This is a genomic window from Mesorhizobium sp. AR02 (genome assembly GCF_024746835.1).
Taxonomy (GTDB): Bacteria; Pseudomonadota; Alphaproteobacteria; order Rhizobiales; family Rhizobiaceae; genus Mesorhizobium.
Genome location: NZ_CP080531.1, coordinates 4,539,715 through 4,556,409, shown reverse-complemented (window position 1 = coordinate 4,556,409; position 16,695 = coordinate 4,539,715). Strand labels below are relative to the sequence as shown.

Sequence of the window (16,695 nt, the reverse complement as noted above, 5' to 3'; positions counted from 1 at the left end):
TAACAGTTTGCTTGGTCTGCAAAAAACAGTTGGCAACCATTTCGGCCGCTGTCTTTTGGAGCCGACTGATCCCATGATCGGGCGAGAATTTCCAGAGGGGACATCATGGAACGCGTTGCGCCAGAAATCACTTTGATCGCCCAGCCGGACGATCCGTTGCCCCTGGGCAAGGCCGCCCTGCTCGGCCTCCAGCACGTGCTGGCGATGGACGTCTATATCGTGCCGTTCATCATCGCGTCGGTGCTCGCCTTCAGCGTCGGCGACGCCGGCGCCTTCATCCAGTCGGCCTTCGTGGCGGCAGGCATCGCGACGCTGATCCAGTCGCAATTGCTGATGCGGCTGCCTGTCGTGCAAGGGCCGTCCTTCGTCCCGATCGGCGCGGTGCTGGCGATTGCCTTCGGCGCCGGCGGCGGCATTGCCGGCCTTTCCGCCGTGATCGGCGCGCTCATTCCCGGCGCCATACTGGTGATGCTGCTCGGGTCGCCGACCAAGCTCTTCCACCGCCTGGTAAACCGCTTCGTCCCGCCGATCGTCGGCGGCGCCATCATCATCGTCGTCGGCGTCGCCCTGATGCCGGTGGCGCTCAAGGAAAGTGTGTTCGCCGTCCACGGCACCGCCACCGTCGGCGGCAACATCATCCTCGCCTTCATCGCCGCGGCGGTGCTTGTCGGCTGCATGCTGACCGGCATGACGCTTGGCGCAAAAGGCGCCTGGTTGCGCCTGCTTTCGGTGATCATCGCGCTTGTGGCCGGCAGCGTCGCGGCCGCCTTCATGGGCCAGCTGGACATGACGGGCGTTTCCGCCGCGACCTGGTTCTCCCTGCCGCGCATCGCCTTCCTCAACCTCGACGTGACCTTCTCGCTGTCGGCGACGCTGACGATGCTGATCGTCTACATCGTCGTTCTCGCCGAGACCACCGGCACCTGGTTCGCGGTCGGCGCCGTCATCGACAAGCCGCTGTCGGATGAACAGCTCGACAGGGGCGCTACCGGTGAAGGCCTCGGCTGCCTGATCAGCGCGCTGCTGTGCAGCACGCCGGTCACCGGCTACTCGTCCAACGCCGGCATCATCGCCATCACCGGCATCGCCAGCCGCGCCGCCTTTGCCGCCGCCGGCATCTTCCTGGTGCTGTTCGGGCTGATCGGCAAGCTGTCGGCGGTCATCGCCTCGATCCCCGGGCCGGTCATCGGCGGCGTCTTCGGTGTTCTCTGCGTCGTCATCGCCATGAACGGTTTTCGCGTGGTGCGCGGCACGCCGCTGACCGAGCGGAACATGCTGGTCATCGGCCTGCCGATCCTGATGGCGCTGTTTGCCACGCTGGCGCCGCCGGACTTCGTCAAGACGCTGCCGGATATCGTGCAGTACATTCTGGGCTCATCCATCGCCTTCGGCGCCGTCTGGGCCATCGTGCTGCACCAGATTCTGCCGAACGCCCGATAGGCGCGCCACGGACATGAGCTAGCCACCAGATATCAGGCCCAAAGTGTCGCCTATAAAGCTGATAATATTTGATTGTGACGGCGTCCTTGTGAACAGCGAGGAGATATATCAGGCAACCGAGCTTGAATATCTGGCGGCGGCGGGCATCACGTTCGAACCGAGCGCCTACACACAAGCCTTCATGGGATTATCTCCCGCTATGTGGCAGTCGAAGCTCGAAGCAATCGGCCAAGAGCGAGCCAAGCCGCTCTCTCCGCGCTTTTTTGAACAGCTTGCCGGCTACACCAACGAACGCTTGCGGAAGGATCTGGCCGCCTTACCCGATGCACGGGATGTGATTAGCCGGCTCCCGGCATCGAGATGTGTCGCGTCAAGCACGCCGCTCGCCCGATTGCGTTGGAAACTCGAACACACAGGCCTTGTCGACCTTTTCGATCCTCATATCTTTTCATCGGACATGGTCGTCAACGGCAAGCCGGAACCAGACCTGTTCTTGCACGCGGCGGGTACGATGGGTGTCCATCCAGCGGAGTGCATCGTGGTCGAGGACAGCGTGAACGGCGTCCTGGCGGGCAAGGCAGCGGGTATGCGCGTGATCGGATTTACCGCTGGCAATCATTGTACGGGCACTCATGGCGATGCTCTGTCGCGACATGGCGCGGATGCCCTCGTCAGCGCATACGAGGACTTGGAGGTCACTCTCGCCAGTCTCTAGATTCGATCCATTGACGCGTCTTCCGAGCCCGGAGCGCTGTCCCCGCCCGACCCGGGCTTGTCTTGATTTTGTCATGCCACAGGTCTAAGCGGCAGGCACACGCTCGGCGCATGCCACGAAGCGCTGCGCAATCCGACACCAGCGTCAATCTGAACAAACCTTATCTGGCAGGGGAGATCTGGCGATGATCAAGGCATTTGTCGTGGACAATGATCGCCTGCGCGTCGTCGACGACCTGCTGGCGGATGGCGACAGGGTCGTCTGGGCCGACCTGATCAATCCGACCAAGGAGGAAGAAGCCACCATCGAAGGCTGGCTCGGCGTCGCCATCCCGACCCGCGAGGAGATGGAAGAGATCGAGATTTCCAGCCGTCTCTACATCGAGGACGGCGCCTACTTCATGACCGCTACTCTGCCGGCCCAGACCGAGGTCGATGATCCCCTGATGTCGCCGGTCACCTTCGCGCTCGCCGGCAACAGGCTGATCACCATTCGCTATCACGAACCGAAGGCGTTCAAGACCTTCCCGCTGCGCGCCGAGAAGGTGGCGACCGGCTGCACCAGCGGCGACACCATCCTGATCGGCCTCTTGGAAGCGATCGTCGACCGTCTCGCCGACATCCTTGAGCGCGCCGGCCGCGACATCGAGGCGATATCGCGCGACATATTCGAGGCACGCTCGACCAAGGTGTCGAAGCGCAACCGCGACTTCCAGGAGCTGCTGAAAGCCATCGGCCGCAAGGAAGACATCGCTTCGTCCGTCCGCGACAGCCTGATCTCGTTGCAGCGCCTGGCCGGCTTCCTCGCCCATGTCGCCACCCAGACCAAGATGAGCAAGGACGTCCGCGCCCGCATCAAGACCTTGTCGCGCGACGTGCTGTCGCTCGCCGACCACGCCACCTTCCTGTCGCAGAAGATTTCCTTCCTGCTCGATGCCACGCTCGGCATGATCTCGATCGAGCAGAACGCCATCATCAAGATCTTCTCGGTCGCCGCCGTCATCTTCCTGCCGCCGACACTGGTCGCCTCGATCTACGGCATGAATTTCGACATCATTCCCGAGCTGAAATGGCAGCTCGGCTATCCCTTCGCCATCGGCCTGATGATCCTGTCGGCGATCCTGCCCTTCTGGTATTTCCGCCGCCGCGGCTGGCTCTGACCGCTGCCGCCGGTGCCGGCTGCCTCACGCTGGCTCACCAGAAAGGACTTGACCAAATCGCGCGCTGCCTGCATCCGGGTTCGCCGATCCATGCGGATCGCGCGTTCTGCAGGGATGCCAGACCATGACCGCAAAGACATGGGCCTATGAGGATTTCGTCGAGGGCGCCTCGTTCGACCTCGGCACGAAAGAAGTGAGCGCGGCCGAGATCGTCGAATTCGCCGGCGAATTCGATGCCCAGCCGATGCACCTCGACGAGGTGGCCGGCAAGGCCAGCATCCTGGGCGGCCTATCGGCCTCGGGCTGGCACACCTGCGCCATGTTCATGCGCATGCTGTGCGATGCCTTCCTGCTGGACTCCACCTGCCAGGGCGCGCCCGGCGTCGATCAGGTCAAGTGGAAGAAACCGGTTCTGGCTGGCGATACGCTGAAAGGCAGCCTGGTTGTCCTCGCCAAGCGCCTGTCGAAATCGAAGCCGCAACTCGGCTTCGTCACCATGCGCAGCGAGCTGGTCAACCAGCGTGGCGAAAGCGTTTTCGAGCTTGAGAATTCCGTCATGTTCCTGACGCGTGATGCCGCGGGGAATGCGGCATGACCCTCGACGAATTCTTCCGCATCGGCACCACGGTGACGCTGGGCTCGCACACATTCGAAGCCGAGGCGATCAAGGCGTTCGCCCGCAAATACGACCCGCAGATCTTCCATATCGACGAGGAAGCCGCCAGGAAGAGCGTGCTCGGTGGCCTCTGCGCCTCCGGCTGGCACACCGCCGCCACCTGGATGAAGCTCAACCTCGAAGCCCGCATGGACGCCGGTGGCGCCAGCTGGAACGGCCCCGGCCCGATGCCCGAATTCGGCCCCTCGCCTGGCTTCAAGAACCTGAAATGGCTGAAGCCCGTCCATGCCGGCGAGACCGTCACCTTCACGCGCAAGGCGGTTTCCCATCGCCCAATCTCATCGCGCCCCGGCTGGCGGCTGCTCGCGCTTCACTCGGAAGCCTTCGATTCGACCGGCGACAAGGTGCTGGAGTTCGAGAGCGCTGTGTTGGTGAAGGTGGAGTAGTGAGTAGTGAGTAGTGAGTAGTGAGTAGTGAGTAGTGAGTAGTGAGTAGTGGGTAGTGGGTGTTACGCCTGTTACCGAACGCCGATCTTCACTATTCACTATTCACTATTCACCACTCACTAATGCCCTTCAAACCCGATCAGCGTCCGCACCGGCACACCCAGCGCCTCAAGCTTGGCGCGCCCGCCGAGATCCGGCAGGTCGATGACGAAGCAGGCGGCAAGAATATCGGCGCCGATCTGGCGCAGCAGCTTCACCGCCGCTTCCGCCGTGCCGCCGGTGGCGATCAGATCGTCGACGAGGATCACTTTCTCACCAGGGGCAACGCCGTCCTTGTGCATTTCCATCTCGTCCAGCCCGTATTCCAGGCTGTAGGCGACGCGCACCGTCTCATAGGGCAGCTTGCCCTTCTTGCGGATCGGCACGAAGCCGGCCGAGAGCTGATGGGCGACGGCGCCCCCAAGGATGAAGCCGCGCGCCTCGATGCCTGCTATCTTGTCGACCTTCTGCCCGGCATAGGGATGCACCAGCTCGTCGATGGCGCGGCGGAAGGCGCGCGCATTGCCGAGCAGCGTGGTGATGTCGCGAAACAGGATGCCGGGCTTCGGATAGTCCGGAATGGTGCGGATCGACGCCAGCAGCGTGTCTTCGAGCGAAGGTTTCATGAGGCGGCTCTCCGGGTGATCCAGCTGGCAAGTGCAAACGGCGCAGGGACCAAACCCGACGCGACCGACAACGGCTAGCGCGATGTGACGCCCGAGACAAGCGCATCCGGCAAGGGATTGGCCTCGTTCGCTCTGTCCCATGCCTGCGCGACGATCTTCCACTGCCCTTGGCTCTTCACCAGCAACAGCATTTCCATGGACCGGCTGGTCTCGGCACTGTTCTCGATCATCTCCGCCGCGACCGCCGCGATCGCGATGTTGCCGAAGACACAGATATCGGTACCGAGCACGGTCTCCTGGAGCGATCGCAGCGACGTGCGTGACAGACCACGCATCCGCTCGACGAAATCGACAACACTGATGCGTCTTGCCGGGCGGGCTGCCGGATAGAGGCTGGCGCCGTCCAGGAAATCGCCGACGAAATCATCCCACCCTGGGGCGATACTCTCATCCCAGCTAAGGCTGGCAAACTGCCGGTCGATGACGGCCCGTATCACGTCCTCGTCCGTACCCATTCCGTTCGCCATGATCCGCTCCTTCCGTTCGGCCGCCTGCACCGGAGATTGGCACGCGACACTTGTCCGATCGAATTGCAGCCCATCAGCTTCATAAGCCGTCCGATCTCGATCCGCATCTGTTTGAGCGCCGCGCTATGCCAAAGGACTGGTTGCCGAACTCTCGCATAGAGGTAAAAAAGGGGCGCCTGAAGCGCCCCTTCCGGTCGAACCATGGTCGCTACATGACCCATCTTCTGCGAAAAATACTGACCGTCATCATGGCAACCTCGCTCCTGAGCTGGGCGCCGGCAGTCGTCTCCGCTGCCGAGCGGGCCAGTTGGACGGTCGTGCTACGCCCGACAGATTTCGTGGTCGGCGACGCGCTTGGACAATTGCATACGCGTCGACAATGGATCACTGGATTCGACGAACGGTCCGGCGCGTTCGAGATCGCTCTGCGCAGGAAGGCAATCGCGATTTCGGCGCCGCGCTGTCGGATGAACTATCTGATTTTGACGATCCCCGTTTATTACCCTGAAAATCCGAAGCAGGCATCCGTCCGCGAGCGTCGCGTAGTCTATGATGCTCTCGTCGCACTGCAGACGAAGGGCAAAGGCAGCGCAACTGTTGGCGTTGAGGCGCCTGAGCCTCTCGCTCGCAAAGGAAAACGAGGTATCGAGCTTCTTGCCTGCAACCTGTACTTTGCCTTTCCAATATCGGTGCAAGTGTCGACGCAGTGAGCTGTTGCCGGCTTCAGTCTCCTGGAGCCCGCTGCTCGAGAACGAAGACAAATTGACGTCCCGGCTGGCGCGGGCAGAAAGCACCCAAGCGCGTCGCGTGAATCCGCTTCGACGCGACGCTTTGGGACTTACATGCCGAGATCGGAGCGAAGCTCGGCCTTGGCCACTTCGTATTCGGCCTTGAAGTCGTCCCGGTTGAGCAGGATTGCGGCAATGACGCTGCCGGAAATCTTGCCCATCTCGACGTCGGACGCATAGTGGATACCGCCAACCTCACGGTTGTGAGCGTATTCGGCCGCGCGCGCCATGATCTCGGCGCGCTTCTCCGGGACCATGTCGGCCAGGATGATGCCCATCATGGTGCCGACGGTGGCGTGGCCGGACGGCCAGGAGCCGGAGCTCGACAGCTTGACCGCCGGCTTGACGAGATCGCTGAGCTGGTGCGGACGGGGGCGCTTCCAGACATCCTTGGCCGGATCGACGACAGCGCCTTCGGTCTCGACGACGCGATCGAAGAAGGCGCTGAATTTCGGCAGCTTCTCCTTGGTGAAATTCGGCCCCATCACATTGGCGAAGCGCCAGACATTCTCCTCGGAATCGGCAACGGCGCTGGCCACCATCTCGGGCGTGCGCGTCACCTGCAGTGCCAGCACCTCGCCAAGTTCGGCCTTGGTCTCAGCCGAATCGTTTGCCGGCGGCGGCGGCAGGATCATCGTCAGGTCGATGTCCTTGTTGGTGACGAAGGGTTTTGCGTCTTCGGCCTGGGCGGCCGAGCCAATGACCAGCAGCAGCAGACCAGCCGCCAGCGATGCGTATTTCTTCATGGGTGCGATCCTTTTGTTCGGAATGACGCAGGATCGCTATGTGCAGTGACGGCCATGTGACACACCGCCACCGGAAACGCGAAAGGGCGCCTCGAGGCGCCCTTTCGTAATCATATGTTGCCTTGGCGCTGCTTAGTGCGCCACGCCTTCCCACACCTTCCGCTTGACCAGGTAGACCAATCCACCAAACACCAGGAGGAAAAACAGCACGTTGATGCCGGTATGCTTGCGGGCTTCCATGTGCGGCTCGGCCGCCCACATCAGGAAGGCAGCGACGTCGCGGGAATATTGGTCGACCGTCTGCGGTGCGCCATCATCATAGGTCACCTGGCCGTCGGAGAGCGGCTTGGGCATCTTCAGCGACACGCCGGACATGAAGTACGGGTTGTAGTGCGTGCCTTCGGGGATGACCATGCCGGCAGGCGGCGTCTGGTCGTAGCCGGTCAGCAGCGAATGGATGTAGTCGGGGCCGCCGGCATCATACTGGGTGAAGATGTCGAAGACGAACTGCGGAAAGCCGCGCTCGACGCCGCGCGCCTTGGCCAGCAGCGACATGTCGGGCGGCGCCGCGCCACCATTGGCGGCCGCGGCGGCCTCTACATTGGCGAACGGCGCCGGGAAATAGTCCGATGGCTTGCCGGGACGGTCAAACATCTCGCCGGCATCGTTGGGGCCGTCATGGATGGTGTAGGTGGCCGCCAGCGACTTGATCTGGGCATCCGAATAGCCAAGGCCCGTTGGGCCTTCCAGCGTGCGGAACGCCACCAAATTCATCGAATGGCAGGCCGAGCAGACTTCCTTGTAGACCTTCAGGCCGCGCTGCAGCTGGCCCTTGTCATAGGTACCGATCGGACCCGTGAAGCTCCAGCTCATCTCCTTCGGCTCATTGATCGGGAAATGCGTCGGCGCTGCCGCATTGTGCGCCTCTTCGGCCGCGAAGGCGGCGGTGCCGGCGGCCACAAGGCCGATCAGCGCCAGCGAGGTGAGAATCTTTTTCATGCCAAATCCCCTTAGATTCTCTACCGCTCAGCCCTTGGTCTCTGGCGCGGCCGTGGCGCCCGCCGGATGCCCGCTGCCACCCTTGTTCTTCTCGAGCACCGCCTCGGTGATCGAGTTCGGCAGCCTGCGCGGCGTCTCGATCAGGCCAAGCACCGGCAGTACGATCAGGAAGAAGGCGAAATAGAACAGCGTCGCCGCTTGAGCGTAGCCAACGTAGTTGCCCACGAACTCACCTATCAGGAGGGTCAACAGACCGCCGCCTTCCGCCGGCTGCGAGCCAAGCCAGCCAAGCAGGATGGCATCGGCCACGAACAGCCAGAAGAACAGCTTGTACCAGGGCCGGTAGACCGCCGAGCGCACCTTGGAGGTGTCGAGCCACGGCACCAGGAACAGCATGACGATGGCGCCGAACATGCACAGCACGCCGCCGAGCTTGGAGTTGATCGGCCCGATGTTGAAGGTGATGGCGCGCAGGATCGCGTAGAACGGCAGGAAGTACCATTCCGGCACGATATGGGCCGGCGTCTTCAGCGGGTTGGCGACGATGTAATTATCGGGATGGCCGAGATAGTTCGGCAGGAAGAAGATGAAATAGGCGAAGATGAACAGGAACACGATCATGCCGAACGCGTCCTTGATGGTCGCGTAAGGGGTGAAGGCGACGGTGTCGGTCTTCGACTTGACCTCGATGCCGGTCGGGTTCGACTGACCCACGACATGCAGCGCCCAGACGTGCAGCACGACGACGCCGGTGATCATGAACGGCAGCAGGTAGTGCAGCGCGAAGAAGCGGTTCAGCGTCGGGTTGTCGACGGCGAAGCCGCCGAGCAGCAACTGCTGGATCCACTCGCCGACCAGCGGAATGGCGCTGAAGAAGCCGGTGATGACGGTGGCGCCCCAGAAGCTCATCTGTCCCCATGGCAGCACGTAGCCCATGAAGCCGGTCGCCATCATCAGGAGATAGATGATGCAGCCGAGGATCCAGAGCAGTTCGCGCGGCGCCTTGTAGGAGCCGTAATAGAGGCCACGGAAGATGTGCATGTAGACGGCGATGAAGAAGAACGAGGCGCCGTTGGCATGCATGTAGCGCAACAGCCAGCCGGAATTCACGTCGCGCATGATCTTCTCGACCGAGCCGAAGGCGAGATTGGTGTCGGCCGTGTAGTGCATGGCCAGCACGATGCCGGTCAGGATCTGCGCCACCAGCATGATCGACAGGATGCCGCCGAAGGTCCACATGTAGTTGAGGTTGCGCGGCACCGGATAGGCGACGAAGCTGTCATAGACCAGCCGCGGCAGCGGCATGCGGGCGTCGAACCAGCGTTCGATACCGGTTTTGGGCGTGTAGGTCGAGTGTCCCTCGCTCATCGAAATATCCCCCTGCCTCAACCGATAAGGATCTTGGTATCGGAAATGAACTTGAATAACGGCACAGCCATGTTCTCAGGCGCCGGGCCTTTGCGGATGCGGCCGGCGGTGTCGTATTGCGAACCATGGCACGGGCAGAACCAGCCGCCGAAATCGCCTTCCTGGCCGAGCGGAATGCAGCCGAGATGCGTGCAGACCTGAACCATCACCATCCAGGCTTCCTTGCCCGGCGTGGTGCGGTTGGCGTCGGTCGCCGGCGCGTCGGACGGCAGATTGGCGTTGCGGGCGATCGGATCCTTCAGATCGGAAAGGTTGACGGCCTCGCCGTCCTTCATTTCCTTTTCGGTGCGGTTGCGCACCACGACCGGCTTGCCGCGCCACTTGACGATCAGCGACATGCCAGGCGTCAGCGAGGCGACATCGACTTCGACTGAAGCGAGCGCCAGCGTCGAGGCATCGGGACGCATCTGGTCGATGAACGGCCAGGCGACGGCACCGGCCCCGACCACAGCGGCCATGCCCGTGGCGACATAAAGAAAATCTCGACGATTGGGATCGTGGATGTCGGTTGCGCTCACGGGTGCCTGATCCTTTCGCCTCTTCCGCGCCGGTGGCCGAGCCTTGTTCCCCGCTCAATCACGCCAACCCGACAGCGCATGGCGAACAGGCTAGCGAATTCCTCCGGCATTTGGACTTCGGTTTATGCGTGAAGCCCGTTTTTGTCCAGACGGGTCAAGGCACAAGGGCAGATTGTCGCGGGGACAAAATCCCCTATTGCCTGGCGGGACGGCGAATGGCCGCAAAAGGCGGCTAAACAACCGGGAAATATCAGCAAAATCCGAGCCTGTAGCTTGCCTCGACACGGGGCGTTGGTGTGATCTATCCTCCCAGGCATGGCACACGTCATAGACCGTGAGGAATGGGCAGTTCGCTCCGACCACTGGAAGGGCGAGTTGCAATGCGGTGCCTACGGCTCCAACTCCTGCCTGATCTTCAACTACCTGCCCGATGTCGGCGGCGGCCCGCGGCTGCACGCCCACCCTTACGCAGAGATATTCATCATCCGCCAGGGTACCGGCCTGTTCACCGTCGGCGACCAGGAAATCGAGGCTTCCGCCGGCCAGATTGTCATCGTGCCGCCCCACACGCCGCACAAATTCACCAATCTCGGTCCGGGTCCCCTGGAAACCACCGACATTCACGAGAACGGCAAGTTCATCACCGAATGGCTCGAATGATCCTTACATCGCCCCCAACCGGACAAGCACCGCCTTGGGTATGCCATACTCGCGGATGACGGCCTCGTGCCTGCGCAGGCCGCAAAGTTCGCGCTGGATGAAATAGGCGTGCACGGCCACAGCAGCCTCCTTGAGAAGCCGGGGACGCAGTTCCTCGTCTGCATTGTCGCTTAGCCGAGCCAGCGTTTCCTCGACCTTTTGGCCAGCACGGCCGAGTGCCGCGGCTTTCTCGGCCAGGATTTCATGGCCGAGCGCGTCGAAGGCCGCTTCGGCGGCCGACGAGCCAGCAAGATGAGATGGCGGACGCAAGGACATTTCAGTTCCCCTTCCCGAGCACGAAGCGGTGGGTGACGAATTCTTCGCCTGCGACGCGCCGAAAGCCAAGCCCTTCATAGAAGCCGAAGGCTTCCGGCGGCGCGCGGGTGTTCAACACCGTGAAATACTGGCGAGCCCTATCGATGACGGTCTCGACCAGCATGCGGCCAAGGCCGGCGCGGCGGTGAGGCGCGCTGACGAACAGGTGCCGGACCCGACCCTGATCCTTGCCCTCGACATAGGGATCGATGTTCAGCCCGCAGACACCGGCGAGCTCCCGGCCATGCCATGCCCCGTAAAGCGCCTCGCCCCGCTTCAGGAACTTGTTGCGGCCGCCAGAGTTATGCCCGCTTGCCCAGCCATCCGCCAGGCGCACCAGCATCCAGTAGCCTTCCAGCCGGCTCTCGTCCTTCAGCCTGTCGAAGGCCGGCGCGGTCGGCCGGAGCCGCCTGAGCAGATAGCCGATCTCCGGGTTGACCTCTGGCGTCCCACCCATGCGCCTACTCCGCCGGCCGCGTCTCTTCCAGCACGCTTTCCTCGTGATAGAGGAAGCCGCCGGACTGCCGCTTCCACAGCCGCGCATAAAGCCCGTCGAGCGCCACCAGCTCGTCATGCGTGCCTTGCTCGACGATGCGGCCGCCGTCCAGCACGACAAGGCGGTCGAGGGCGGCGATCGTCGACAGCCGGTGGGCGATGGCGATGACCGTCTTGTTCTCCATCAGCCGGGTGAGATTCTCCTGAATCGCCGCCTCGATGTCGGAATCGAGCGCCGAGGTCGCCTCGTCGAGGATCAGGATCGGCGCATCCTTGAGGAAGACACGCGCGATCGCCACGCGCTGACGCTGGCCGCCCGACAGTTTCACGCCGCGCTCGCCGACAAAGGCTTCGTAGCCGGCGCGATCCCTGTTGTCGCGCAGGCCCAGGATGAACTCGTGCGCCTCGGCCTTCCTCGCCGCCGCGATCACCTCCGCGTCGGTCGCGTCCGGCATGCCGAGCTTGATGTTGTCGCGCAGCGAACGGTGGAACAGGGCCGTATCCTGGCTGACGACGCCGATATTGGCGCGCAGCGAATTTTGCGCGACATCGGCGACGTCCTGTCCGTCGATCAGGATCTTGCCGCTCTCAAGATCGTAGAGGCGCAGGATCAGATTGGCGAGCGTCGTCTTGCCGGCACCCGACGGCCCGACCAGACCGACCTTCTCGCCCGGCTTGACGACGAGGTCGATGCCGTTCAGCACGCCGAAACCCTTGCCGTAGTGGAACTCGACATTTTTCACGTCGATACGCCCACCCGCCACGACGAGCTCCCTGGCATCGGGCGCATCGATGAGGCCGAGCGGCTGCGAGATCAGCGCCTTGGAGTTCTCCAGCACGCCAAGGTTCCGCAATATGCCGTTGAGCTGCATCATCAGCCGGCCAAGCAGCATGTTGAGCCTGAGCACCAGCGACAGCGTGAAGGCGACCGCGCCGACGGTGATCGAGCCCTCGACCCAGAGATAGACGGCAAAACAGCCGATCGCGGTGATCATGATGCCCGACAGCGTCGTCAGCGCCATCCGCACGCCGGTCAGCCGGCGGGTGAACGGGCGCAGTGCATCGAGATAGATGTCGAAACCGTTCCTGATGTAGCGGTCGTCGCCGTCGGCCGAAAACAGTTTCAGCGTCTGCACGTTGGAATAGGAATCGACGATGCGGCCATTGATCATCGAGCCCGCCTCGGCGGTCGCCTCGGCGTGTTTGCGGATCGCCGGCAGATAGAGCCTGGCCAGCCAGCCAAAGGCCACGATCCAGACCACCACCAGCGCCGCCAGCCTGAGATCGAGCCCTGCGACCAGCGCCAGCGTCGTCACCGTATAGACGAGCATGAACCAGACGACCTCGATGAAGCTTTCCATCAGGTCGCCGGTCGCCTGCCCCGCCTGCCAGACTTTTGTGGCGATGCGGCCGGCAAAATCGTTCTGGAAGAAGGCATAGGACTGGCGCGAGACGTGCCGATGCGCCTGCCAGCGCACCAGATTGTAGAAGCCAGGCGTGATCGTCTGCTCGTCGACCAGCGCCGACAGGCCGACGACGATGGTGCGGATGACCAGCACGACCGCGATCATGAACACCAGCTCGGGGCCGGCGGCGGTCCACAGCGCATGCCAGCTGCGCTCGCCGGGAAGCTGGTCGAGGATGTCGACCAGCCGCCCGACGAAGTAGAACAGGCCGGCTTCGACCAGCGGCGCGATGCCGCCGATGACCAGCATGGCGAAGAAGGCGAACTTCGCCTGGCCGACATAGTGCCAGAGAAACCCGCCGACGCTCGACGGTGGCCGAAGATTCGCCGGCTCCCTGAACGGATAGACCCAGTTCTCGAACCAGCGATAAACGGCTGTCATCATTCGGCAGCTTGGCCCTTTGCGCCAATGTCGTTGGCAACGATGTCGTTGGCGACGTCGGCCGGGATGTCCTCAAGCAGGAACCCGCCCGACTGGCGCTGCCAAAGCTGCGCGTAGAGCCCGCCCCTGGCGACCAGGTCCTCGTGCGAACCTTCCTCGATGACCCGACCCTGGTCCATCACCACAAGCCTGTCCATCGCCGCGATGGTCGACAGCCGGTGGGCGATGGCAATGACGGTCTTGCCCTGCATGAGCTTGTAGAGGTTCTCCTGAATGGCCGCTTCCGCCTCGGAATCCAGCGCCGACGTCGCCTCGTCAAGGATAAGTATCGGTGCGTCCTTCAACATAACGCGAGCAATAGCGATGCGTTGCCGCTGGCCGCCGGACAATTTGACGCCGCGGTCACCGACATAGGCATCGAAACCCTTGCGGCCCTTGTGGTCCGAAAGCCCGCCGATGAAGTCCAGCGCCTCGGCGCGCCGCGCCGCCTCGACAAGCATTTCGTCGCTGGCGTCCGGCCGGCCATAAAGGATGTTCTCGCGCACCGAACGATGCAAAAGCGAGGTGTCCTGCGTCACCATGCCGATCTGGGCGCGCAGCGAATCCTGCTTCACACCGGCGATCTCCTGGCCGTCGATGAGGATCCGGCCGCTTTCCAAATCGTAGAAGCGCAGCAGCAGATTGACCAGCGTCGACTTGCCGGCGCCCGAGCGGCCGACAATGCCGACCTTCTCGCCCGGCTTCACCGCCAGCGACAGGTTTTCGATGACGCCCTTCTGCTTGCCGTAGTGGAAGCGGATGTCCTCGAAGCGGATCTCACCCCTGGAAACGCTGATCTCCTTCGCATCCGGCCTGTCCTCGACCAGGCGTGGCAGCGAGATCGAGGCAATCCCGTCCTGCACCGTGCCGATGTTTTCGAACAGGCCCGACATCTCCCACATGATCCACTGCGACATGCCCCACATTCTGAGCACCAGGCTAATGACCACGGCGACGGCGCCAATCGTCACCACCTGGCCGAGCCACAGCCACAGCGACAGCGCGGTCACCGAGAACAGCAGCAGCGCATTGAGGATGTAAAGCAGGCCGTAGAGCACCGTCACCAGCCGCATCGAGCGATAGACCGTGCTGAGGAAGCCGGCCATCCCCTCCTTGGCGAAAGTGGCTTCGCGGCGCGCATGGGAGAACAGCTTGACCGTCTGGATGTTGGTGTAGCTGTCAACGACTCGGCCGGTCATGGTCGAGCGCGCATTGGCCTGCTCCTCGCCGACCTTGCCGAGCCGGGGAATGAAGTAACGCAGCAGCGCGATATAGCCGACCAGCCAGACCACGAGTGGTGCCGCCAACCGAAAGTCCGCCGAGCCGACGATGAAAAGCATGCCGAGGAAGTAGACAATGACGTAGTTGAGAACCTCGATCAGCTTGATGACGCAGTCGCGTACGGCGAGCGCTGTCTGCATCAACTTGGTGGCGATGCGGCCGGCGAACTCGTCCTGATAGAAGGCCATCGACTGCTTCAAAAGATAGCGATGCACCTGCCAGCGGATGCGCATGGGATAATTGCCCATCAGCGTCTGCTGGTTGAGCAGCGAATGCAGCCACACCGTGCTCGGCAGCGCGAACAGCACGATGAAGGCCATGCCGGCGAGCTTCCAGCTCTCGGTCTGAAGAAAGGTCTCGCGGTTCTGCCCCGACAGCCAGTCGACGATGCGGCCCATGAAGCCGAACATCCACACTTCGGCAATGGCGATCGACGTCATCAGGACCGCGTCCGGAATGATGTAGGGCAAGGCGCCGCGCGTGTAGTGCAGGCAGAAGGCGACCAGCGTCTTGGGCGGCTCGACCGGCTCCTCTGCCGGGAACGGATTGAGCCTTTTTTCAAACCAACTGAACAACATGAGAAATGCTCACAAATCTGTTTTCCGCTTACGCGGCGCGGGAACGTGCGAAGTCCCCGGGCTGTGTGGCGCCCAGGGCCGACGGTCCGGAATCATCCGGACCGTCGGCCCTGCTTCGCGCAATATAGGGGCTCGCGGGCTTTTCGCCGACAGGCTCGTTTGCCGATCCTGACGGTGCGGTGTCGACAAGCTGGATTTTCGCACCCGGTCGGATCAGCCGGATGATCCGGCGCACCAGCGACGGCCGGCTCGGATCGGGCACCGCGCGCGAAAAATCGACATCCGGCAGCATGCCGCGATGCGGGCGGCGGCGGACCTCGGCATGGACCGCCGACGAATAGGTGTCGCCGATCAGCAGCGCCCAGGTCGCCATCTTCTGGTCGTGCAGGCTTCTTGAGCCAGGTATTCTGTAGGGATCGAACATCGGTCCGTCCTCCGTGTGAAAATAGAGATGAAAAGGCGAAGCAATGTCGTCCGCCGGCATTCGGCCGGAGGCATGCATCGCGTCGGTCTGGACACGACGCCAAGCATCGGTCTGGACACGACGCCAGGCATCGGTCTGGACACGACAAGTGTCGGTCTGGACACACTCAGGTGGGGCGTTCAGCCCTTTTGACTTTTTGAAAAACATCGCAGGATTCCTTCGAGAGCCGAAAAGGTGTTTCGGCGGGAATCGGTGCGATCAAGTCTTAGAGAGTCAGGAGAATTGTCGTACCGAAACCGCCGGCAGGCAGGTAAGCCCACGAGAGGGGCGCTGGATGTGCATGGTCATCATGAGTTTCCCCTCCATCGGTTCGGGTTGACAATGTTGGCCGTATACCCGACTTCGCAAAAAATGGCCAGCCGCAGGTCCAGCAATTTCCAAAACCACGACCCCGCTGTGGCCGATCTGCCACTTATTAGAAGGATGCGGAAATGAACTGTCGTCTCCGCATCGCGCTCTACCAGCCTGACATTGCCGGCAATACCGGGACAATCCTGCGCTTCGCCGCTTGTCTCGGCCTTGGCGTCGACATCATCGAGCCGGCCGGCTTTCCGCTTTCCGACAAAGCGCTCAAGCGTGCCGGCATGGATTACCTCGAAATGGCTGCCCTGACCCGGCATGTCGACTGGCACGCCTTCGAGCAGTGGCGCAAGGCCCGCGCGGATCGGCTGGTGCTGCTGTCGACCAAAGCGACGACCCCCTACACCAACTTCAGCTTCGCGGACGGCGACATCCTGCTGTTCGGCCGCGAATCCGCAGGCGTGCCGGATCCGGTCCATCAGGCGGTGGATGCGCGGCTGACCATCCCGATGCAAGGTGCGGCGCGCAGCATCAATGTCGCGCTCTCCGTCGCCATGGTGGCGGGCGAAGCCGTCCGGCAGCTCGGATAGGATCCGCAGCCCGTCGACGA

The 16,695-nt window shown here is 62.6% G+C and carries 19 protein-coding genes; 8 read left to right on the top strand and 11 right to left on the bottom strand.

Going from position 1 to position 16,695, the window contains the following annotated elements; all coding sequences use genetic code 11:
* Nucleotides 1-105: 105 nt before the first annotated feature.
* The 5 genes from DBIPINDM_RS26160 (at nucleotide 106) to DBIPINDM_RS26140 (ending at nucleotide 4,376) form a co-directional block, all read left to right on the top strand.
* Nucleotides 106-1,440, top strand: coding sequence for a uracil-xanthine permease family protein (locus DBIPINDM_RS26160; RefSeq protein WP_258581904.1), 1,335 nt, complete (start codon nucleotides 106-108; stop codon nucleotides 1,438-1,440).
* A gap of 88 nt (nucleotides 1,441-1,528) precedes the next feature.
* On the top strand, nucleotides 1,529-2,155 hold the full coding sequence (locus tag DBIPINDM_RS26155; RefSeq protein WP_258581903.1) for an HAD family hydrolase: 627 nt from the start codon (nucleotides 1,529-1,531) through the stop codon (nucleotides 2,153-2,155).
* A gap of 184 nt (nucleotides 2,156-2,339) precedes the next feature.
* A complete protein-coding gene (corA, locus tag DBIPINDM_RS26150; RefSeq protein WP_258581902.1) occupies nucleotides 2,340-3,314 on the top strand; it encodes a magnesium/cobalt transporter CorA in 975 nt (324 codons plus the stop codon).
* 124 nt (nucleotides 3,315-3,438) lie between these two features.
* Nucleotides 3,439-3,909, top strand: a complete 471-nt coding sequence (locus DBIPINDM_RS26145; RefSeq protein ID WP_258581901.1) for a MaoC family dehydratase — start codon at nucleotides 3,439-3,441, stop codon at nucleotides 3,907-3,909.
* Nucleotides 3,906-4,376, top strand: coding sequence for a MaoC family dehydratase (locus tag DBIPINDM_RS26140; RefSeq protein ID WP_258581900.1), 471 nt, complete (start codon nucleotides 3,906-3,908; stop codon nucleotides 4,374-4,376). Before DBIPINDM_RS26145 ends, DBIPINDM_RS26140 begins: the two co-directional genes overlap by 4 nt.
* 119 nt (nucleotides 4,377-4,495) lie before the next feature.
* On the opposite strand, the gene DBIPINDM_RS26135 is transcribed toward DBIPINDM_RS26140, so the two are convergent.
* A complete protein-coding gene (locus DBIPINDM_RS26135; protein WP_258581899.1) occupies nucleotides 4,496-5,041 on the bottom strand; it encodes an adenine phosphoribosyltransferase in 546 nt (181 codons plus the stop codon).
* Between the two features lie 74 nt (nucleotides 5,042-5,115).
* Nucleotides 5,116-5,598: a nuclear transport factor 2 family protein gene (locus DBIPINDM_RS26130; RefSeq protein ID WP_258581898.1), complete on the bottom strand. Its 483-nt coding sequence runs from the start codon at nucleotides 5,596-5,598 to the stop codon at nucleotides 5,116-5,118.
* Nucleotides 5,599-5,618: 20 nt separating this feature from the next.
* On the opposite strand from DBIPINDM_RS26130, the gene DBIPINDM_RS26120 reads away from it, so the two are divergent.
* The gene (locus tag DBIPINDM_RS26120) at nucleotides 5,619-6,278 is read left to right on the top strand and encodes a hypothetical protein (RefSeq protein WP_258589482.1); all 660 of its coding nucleotides are present in this window, start codon (nucleotides 5,619-5,621) and stop codon (nucleotides 6,276-6,278) included.
* Nucleotides 6,279-6,406: 128 nt separating this feature from the next.
* Here DBIPINDM_RS26120 and DBIPINDM_RS26115 read toward each other — a convergent pair whose 3' ends face one another.
* From DBIPINDM_RS26115 to petA, 4 genes are all read right to left on the bottom strand, one after another.
* Entirely contained in the window at nucleotides 6,407-7,102 is a 696-nt protein-coding gene (locus DBIPINDM_RS26115) for an acid phosphatase (protein WP_258581897.1), read from the bottom strand.
* A gap of 132 nt (nucleotides 7,103-7,234) precedes the next feature.
* A complete protein-coding gene (locus DBIPINDM_RS26110) occupies nucleotides 7,235-8,101 on the bottom strand; it encodes a cytochrome c1 (protein WP_095201907.1) in 867 nt (288 codons plus the stop codon).
* Between the two features lie 27 nt (nucleotides 8,102-8,128).
* Complete coding sequence (locus DBIPINDM_RS26105; protein WP_258581896.1) at nucleotides 8,129-9,469, bottom strand: cytochrome b; 1,341 nt, start codon at nucleotides 9,467-9,469, stop codon at nucleotides 8,129-8,131.
* Between the two features lie 17 nt (nucleotides 9,470-9,486).
* The gene (gene petA, locus DBIPINDM_RS26100) at nucleotides 9,487-10,047 is read right to left on the bottom strand and encodes a ubiquinol-cytochrome c reductase iron-sulfur subunit (protein ID WP_258581895.1); all 561 of its coding nucleotides are present in this window, start codon (nucleotides 10,045-10,047) and stop codon (nucleotides 9,487-9,489) included.
* A gap of 315 nt (nucleotides 10,048-10,362) precedes the next feature.
* On the opposite strand from petA, the gene DBIPINDM_RS26095 reads away from it, so the two are divergent.
* Entirely contained in the window at nucleotides 10,363-10,707 is a 345-nt protein-coding gene (locus DBIPINDM_RS26095) for a cupin domain-containing protein (RefSeq protein WP_258581894.1), read from the top strand.
* A gap of 3 nt (nucleotides 10,708-10,710) precedes the next feature.
* Here DBIPINDM_RS26095 and DBIPINDM_RS26090 read toward each other — a convergent pair whose 3' ends face one another.
* Genes DBIPINDM_RS26090 through DBIPINDM_RS26070 form a run of 5 tightly spaced genes read right to left on the bottom strand, consistent with a single transcriptional unit; the run spans nucleotide 10,711 to nucleotide 15,725 of the window.
* The gene (locus tag DBIPINDM_RS26090; protein ID WP_258581893.1) at nucleotides 10,711-11,022 is read right to left on the bottom strand and encodes a DUF6665 family protein; all 312 of its coding nucleotides are present in this window, start codon (nucleotides 11,020-11,022) and stop codon (nucleotides 10,711-10,713) included.
* A gap of 1 nt (nucleotide 11,023) precedes the next feature.
* Nucleotides 11,024-11,518: a GNAT family N-acetyltransferase gene (locus DBIPINDM_RS26085; protein ID WP_258581892.1), complete on the bottom strand. Its 495-nt coding sequence runs from the start codon at nucleotides 11,516-11,518 to the stop codon at nucleotides 11,024-11,026.
* Between the two features lie 4 nt (nucleotides 11,519-11,522).
* The gene (locus tag DBIPINDM_RS26080; protein WP_258581891.1) at nucleotides 11,523-13,406 is read right to left on the bottom strand and encodes an ABC transporter ATP-binding protein; all 1,884 of its coding nucleotides are present in this window, start codon (nucleotides 13,404-13,406) and stop codon (nucleotides 11,523-11,525) included.
* Nucleotides 13,403-15,301: an ABC transporter ATP-binding protein gene (locus DBIPINDM_RS26075; RefSeq protein ID WP_258581890.1), complete on the bottom strand. Its 1,899-nt coding sequence runs from the start codon at nucleotides 15,299-15,301 to the stop codon at nucleotides 13,403-13,405. The genes DBIPINDM_RS26080 and DBIPINDM_RS26075 overlap by 4 nt, the downstream gene beginning before the upstream one ends.
* Nucleotides 15,302-15,329: 28 nt before the next feature.
* A complete protein-coding gene (locus tag DBIPINDM_RS26070; protein ID WP_258581889.1) occupies nucleotides 15,330-15,725 on the bottom strand; it encodes a hypothetical protein in 396 nt (131 codons plus the stop codon).
* A gap of 491 nt (nucleotides 15,726-16,216) precedes the next feature.
* Here DBIPINDM_RS26070 and DBIPINDM_RS26065 point away from each other — a divergent pair, with 491 nt between their 5' ends.
* Nucleotides 16,217-16,675 carry a tRNA (cytidine(34)-2'-O)-methyltransferase gene (locus DBIPINDM_RS26065; RefSeq protein ID WP_258581888.1) on the top strand — a complete coding sequence of 153 codons (459 nt, stop codon included), beginning with the start codon at nucleotides 16,217-16,219 and terminating at the stop codon, nucleotides 16,673-16,675.
* Nucleotides 16,676-16,695 lie beyond the last annotated feature (20 nt).

Coding starts and splice junctions, on each gene's coding strand:
- DBIPINDM_RS26160 (WP_258581904.1), top strand. CDS start 106: ATGGAACGCGTTGCGCCAGAAATCACTTTGATCGCCCAGCCGGACGAT.
- corA (WP_258581902.1), top strand. CDS start 2,340: ATGATCAAGGCATTTGTCGTGGACAATGATCGCCTGCGCGTCGTCGAC.
- DBIPINDM_RS26145 (WP_258581901.1), top strand. CDS start 3,439: ATGACCGCAAAGACATGGGCCTATGAGGATTTCGTCGAGGGCGCCTCG.
- DBIPINDM_RS26140 (WP_258581900.1), top strand. CDS start 3,906: ATGACCCTCGACGAATTCTTCCGCATCGGCACCACGGTGACGCTGGGC.
- DBIPINDM_RS26135 (WP_258581899.1), bottom strand. CDS start 5,041: ATGAAACCTTCGCTCGAAGACACGCTGCTGGCGTCGATCCGCACCATT.
- DBIPINDM_RS26115 (WP_258581897.1), bottom strand. CDS start 7,102: ATGAAGAAATACGCATCGCTGGCGGCTGGTCTGCTGCTGCTGGTCATT.
- DBIPINDM_RS26110 (WP_095201907.1), bottom strand. CDS start 8,101: ATGAAAAAGATTCTCACCTCGCTGGCGCTGATCGGCCTTGTGGCCGCC.
- DBIPINDM_RS26105 (WP_258581896.1), bottom strand. CDS start 9,469: ATGAGCGAGGGACACTCGACCTACACGCCCAAAACCGGTATCGAACGC.
- DBIPINDM_RS26095 (WP_258581894.1), top strand. CDS start 10,363: ATGGCACACGTCATAGACCGTGAGGAATGGGCAGTTCGCTCCGACCAC.
- DBIPINDM_RS26090 (WP_258581893.1), bottom strand. CDS start 11,022: ATGTCCTTGCGTCCGCCATCTCATCTTGCTGGCTCGTCGGCCGCCGAA.
- DBIPINDM_RS26085 (WP_258581892.1), bottom strand. CDS start 11,518: ATGGGTGGGACGCCAGAGGTCAACCCGGAGATCGGCTATCTGCTCAGG.
- DBIPINDM_RS26080 (WP_258581891.1), bottom strand. CDS start 13,406: ATGATGACAGCCGTTTATCGCTGGTTCGAGAACTGGGTCTATCCGTTC.
- DBIPINDM_RS26075 (WP_258581890.1), bottom strand. CDS start 15,301: ATGTTGTTCAGTTGGTTTGAAAAAAGGCTCAATCCGTTCCCGGCAGAG.
- DBIPINDM_RS26070 (WP_258581889.1), bottom strand. CDS start 15,725: ATGTTCGATCCCTACAGAATACCTGGCTCAAGAAGCCTGCACGACCAG.
- DBIPINDM_RS26065 (WP_258581888.1), top strand. CDS start 16,217: ATGAACTGTCGTCTCCGCATCGCGCTCTACCAGCCTGACATTGCCGGC.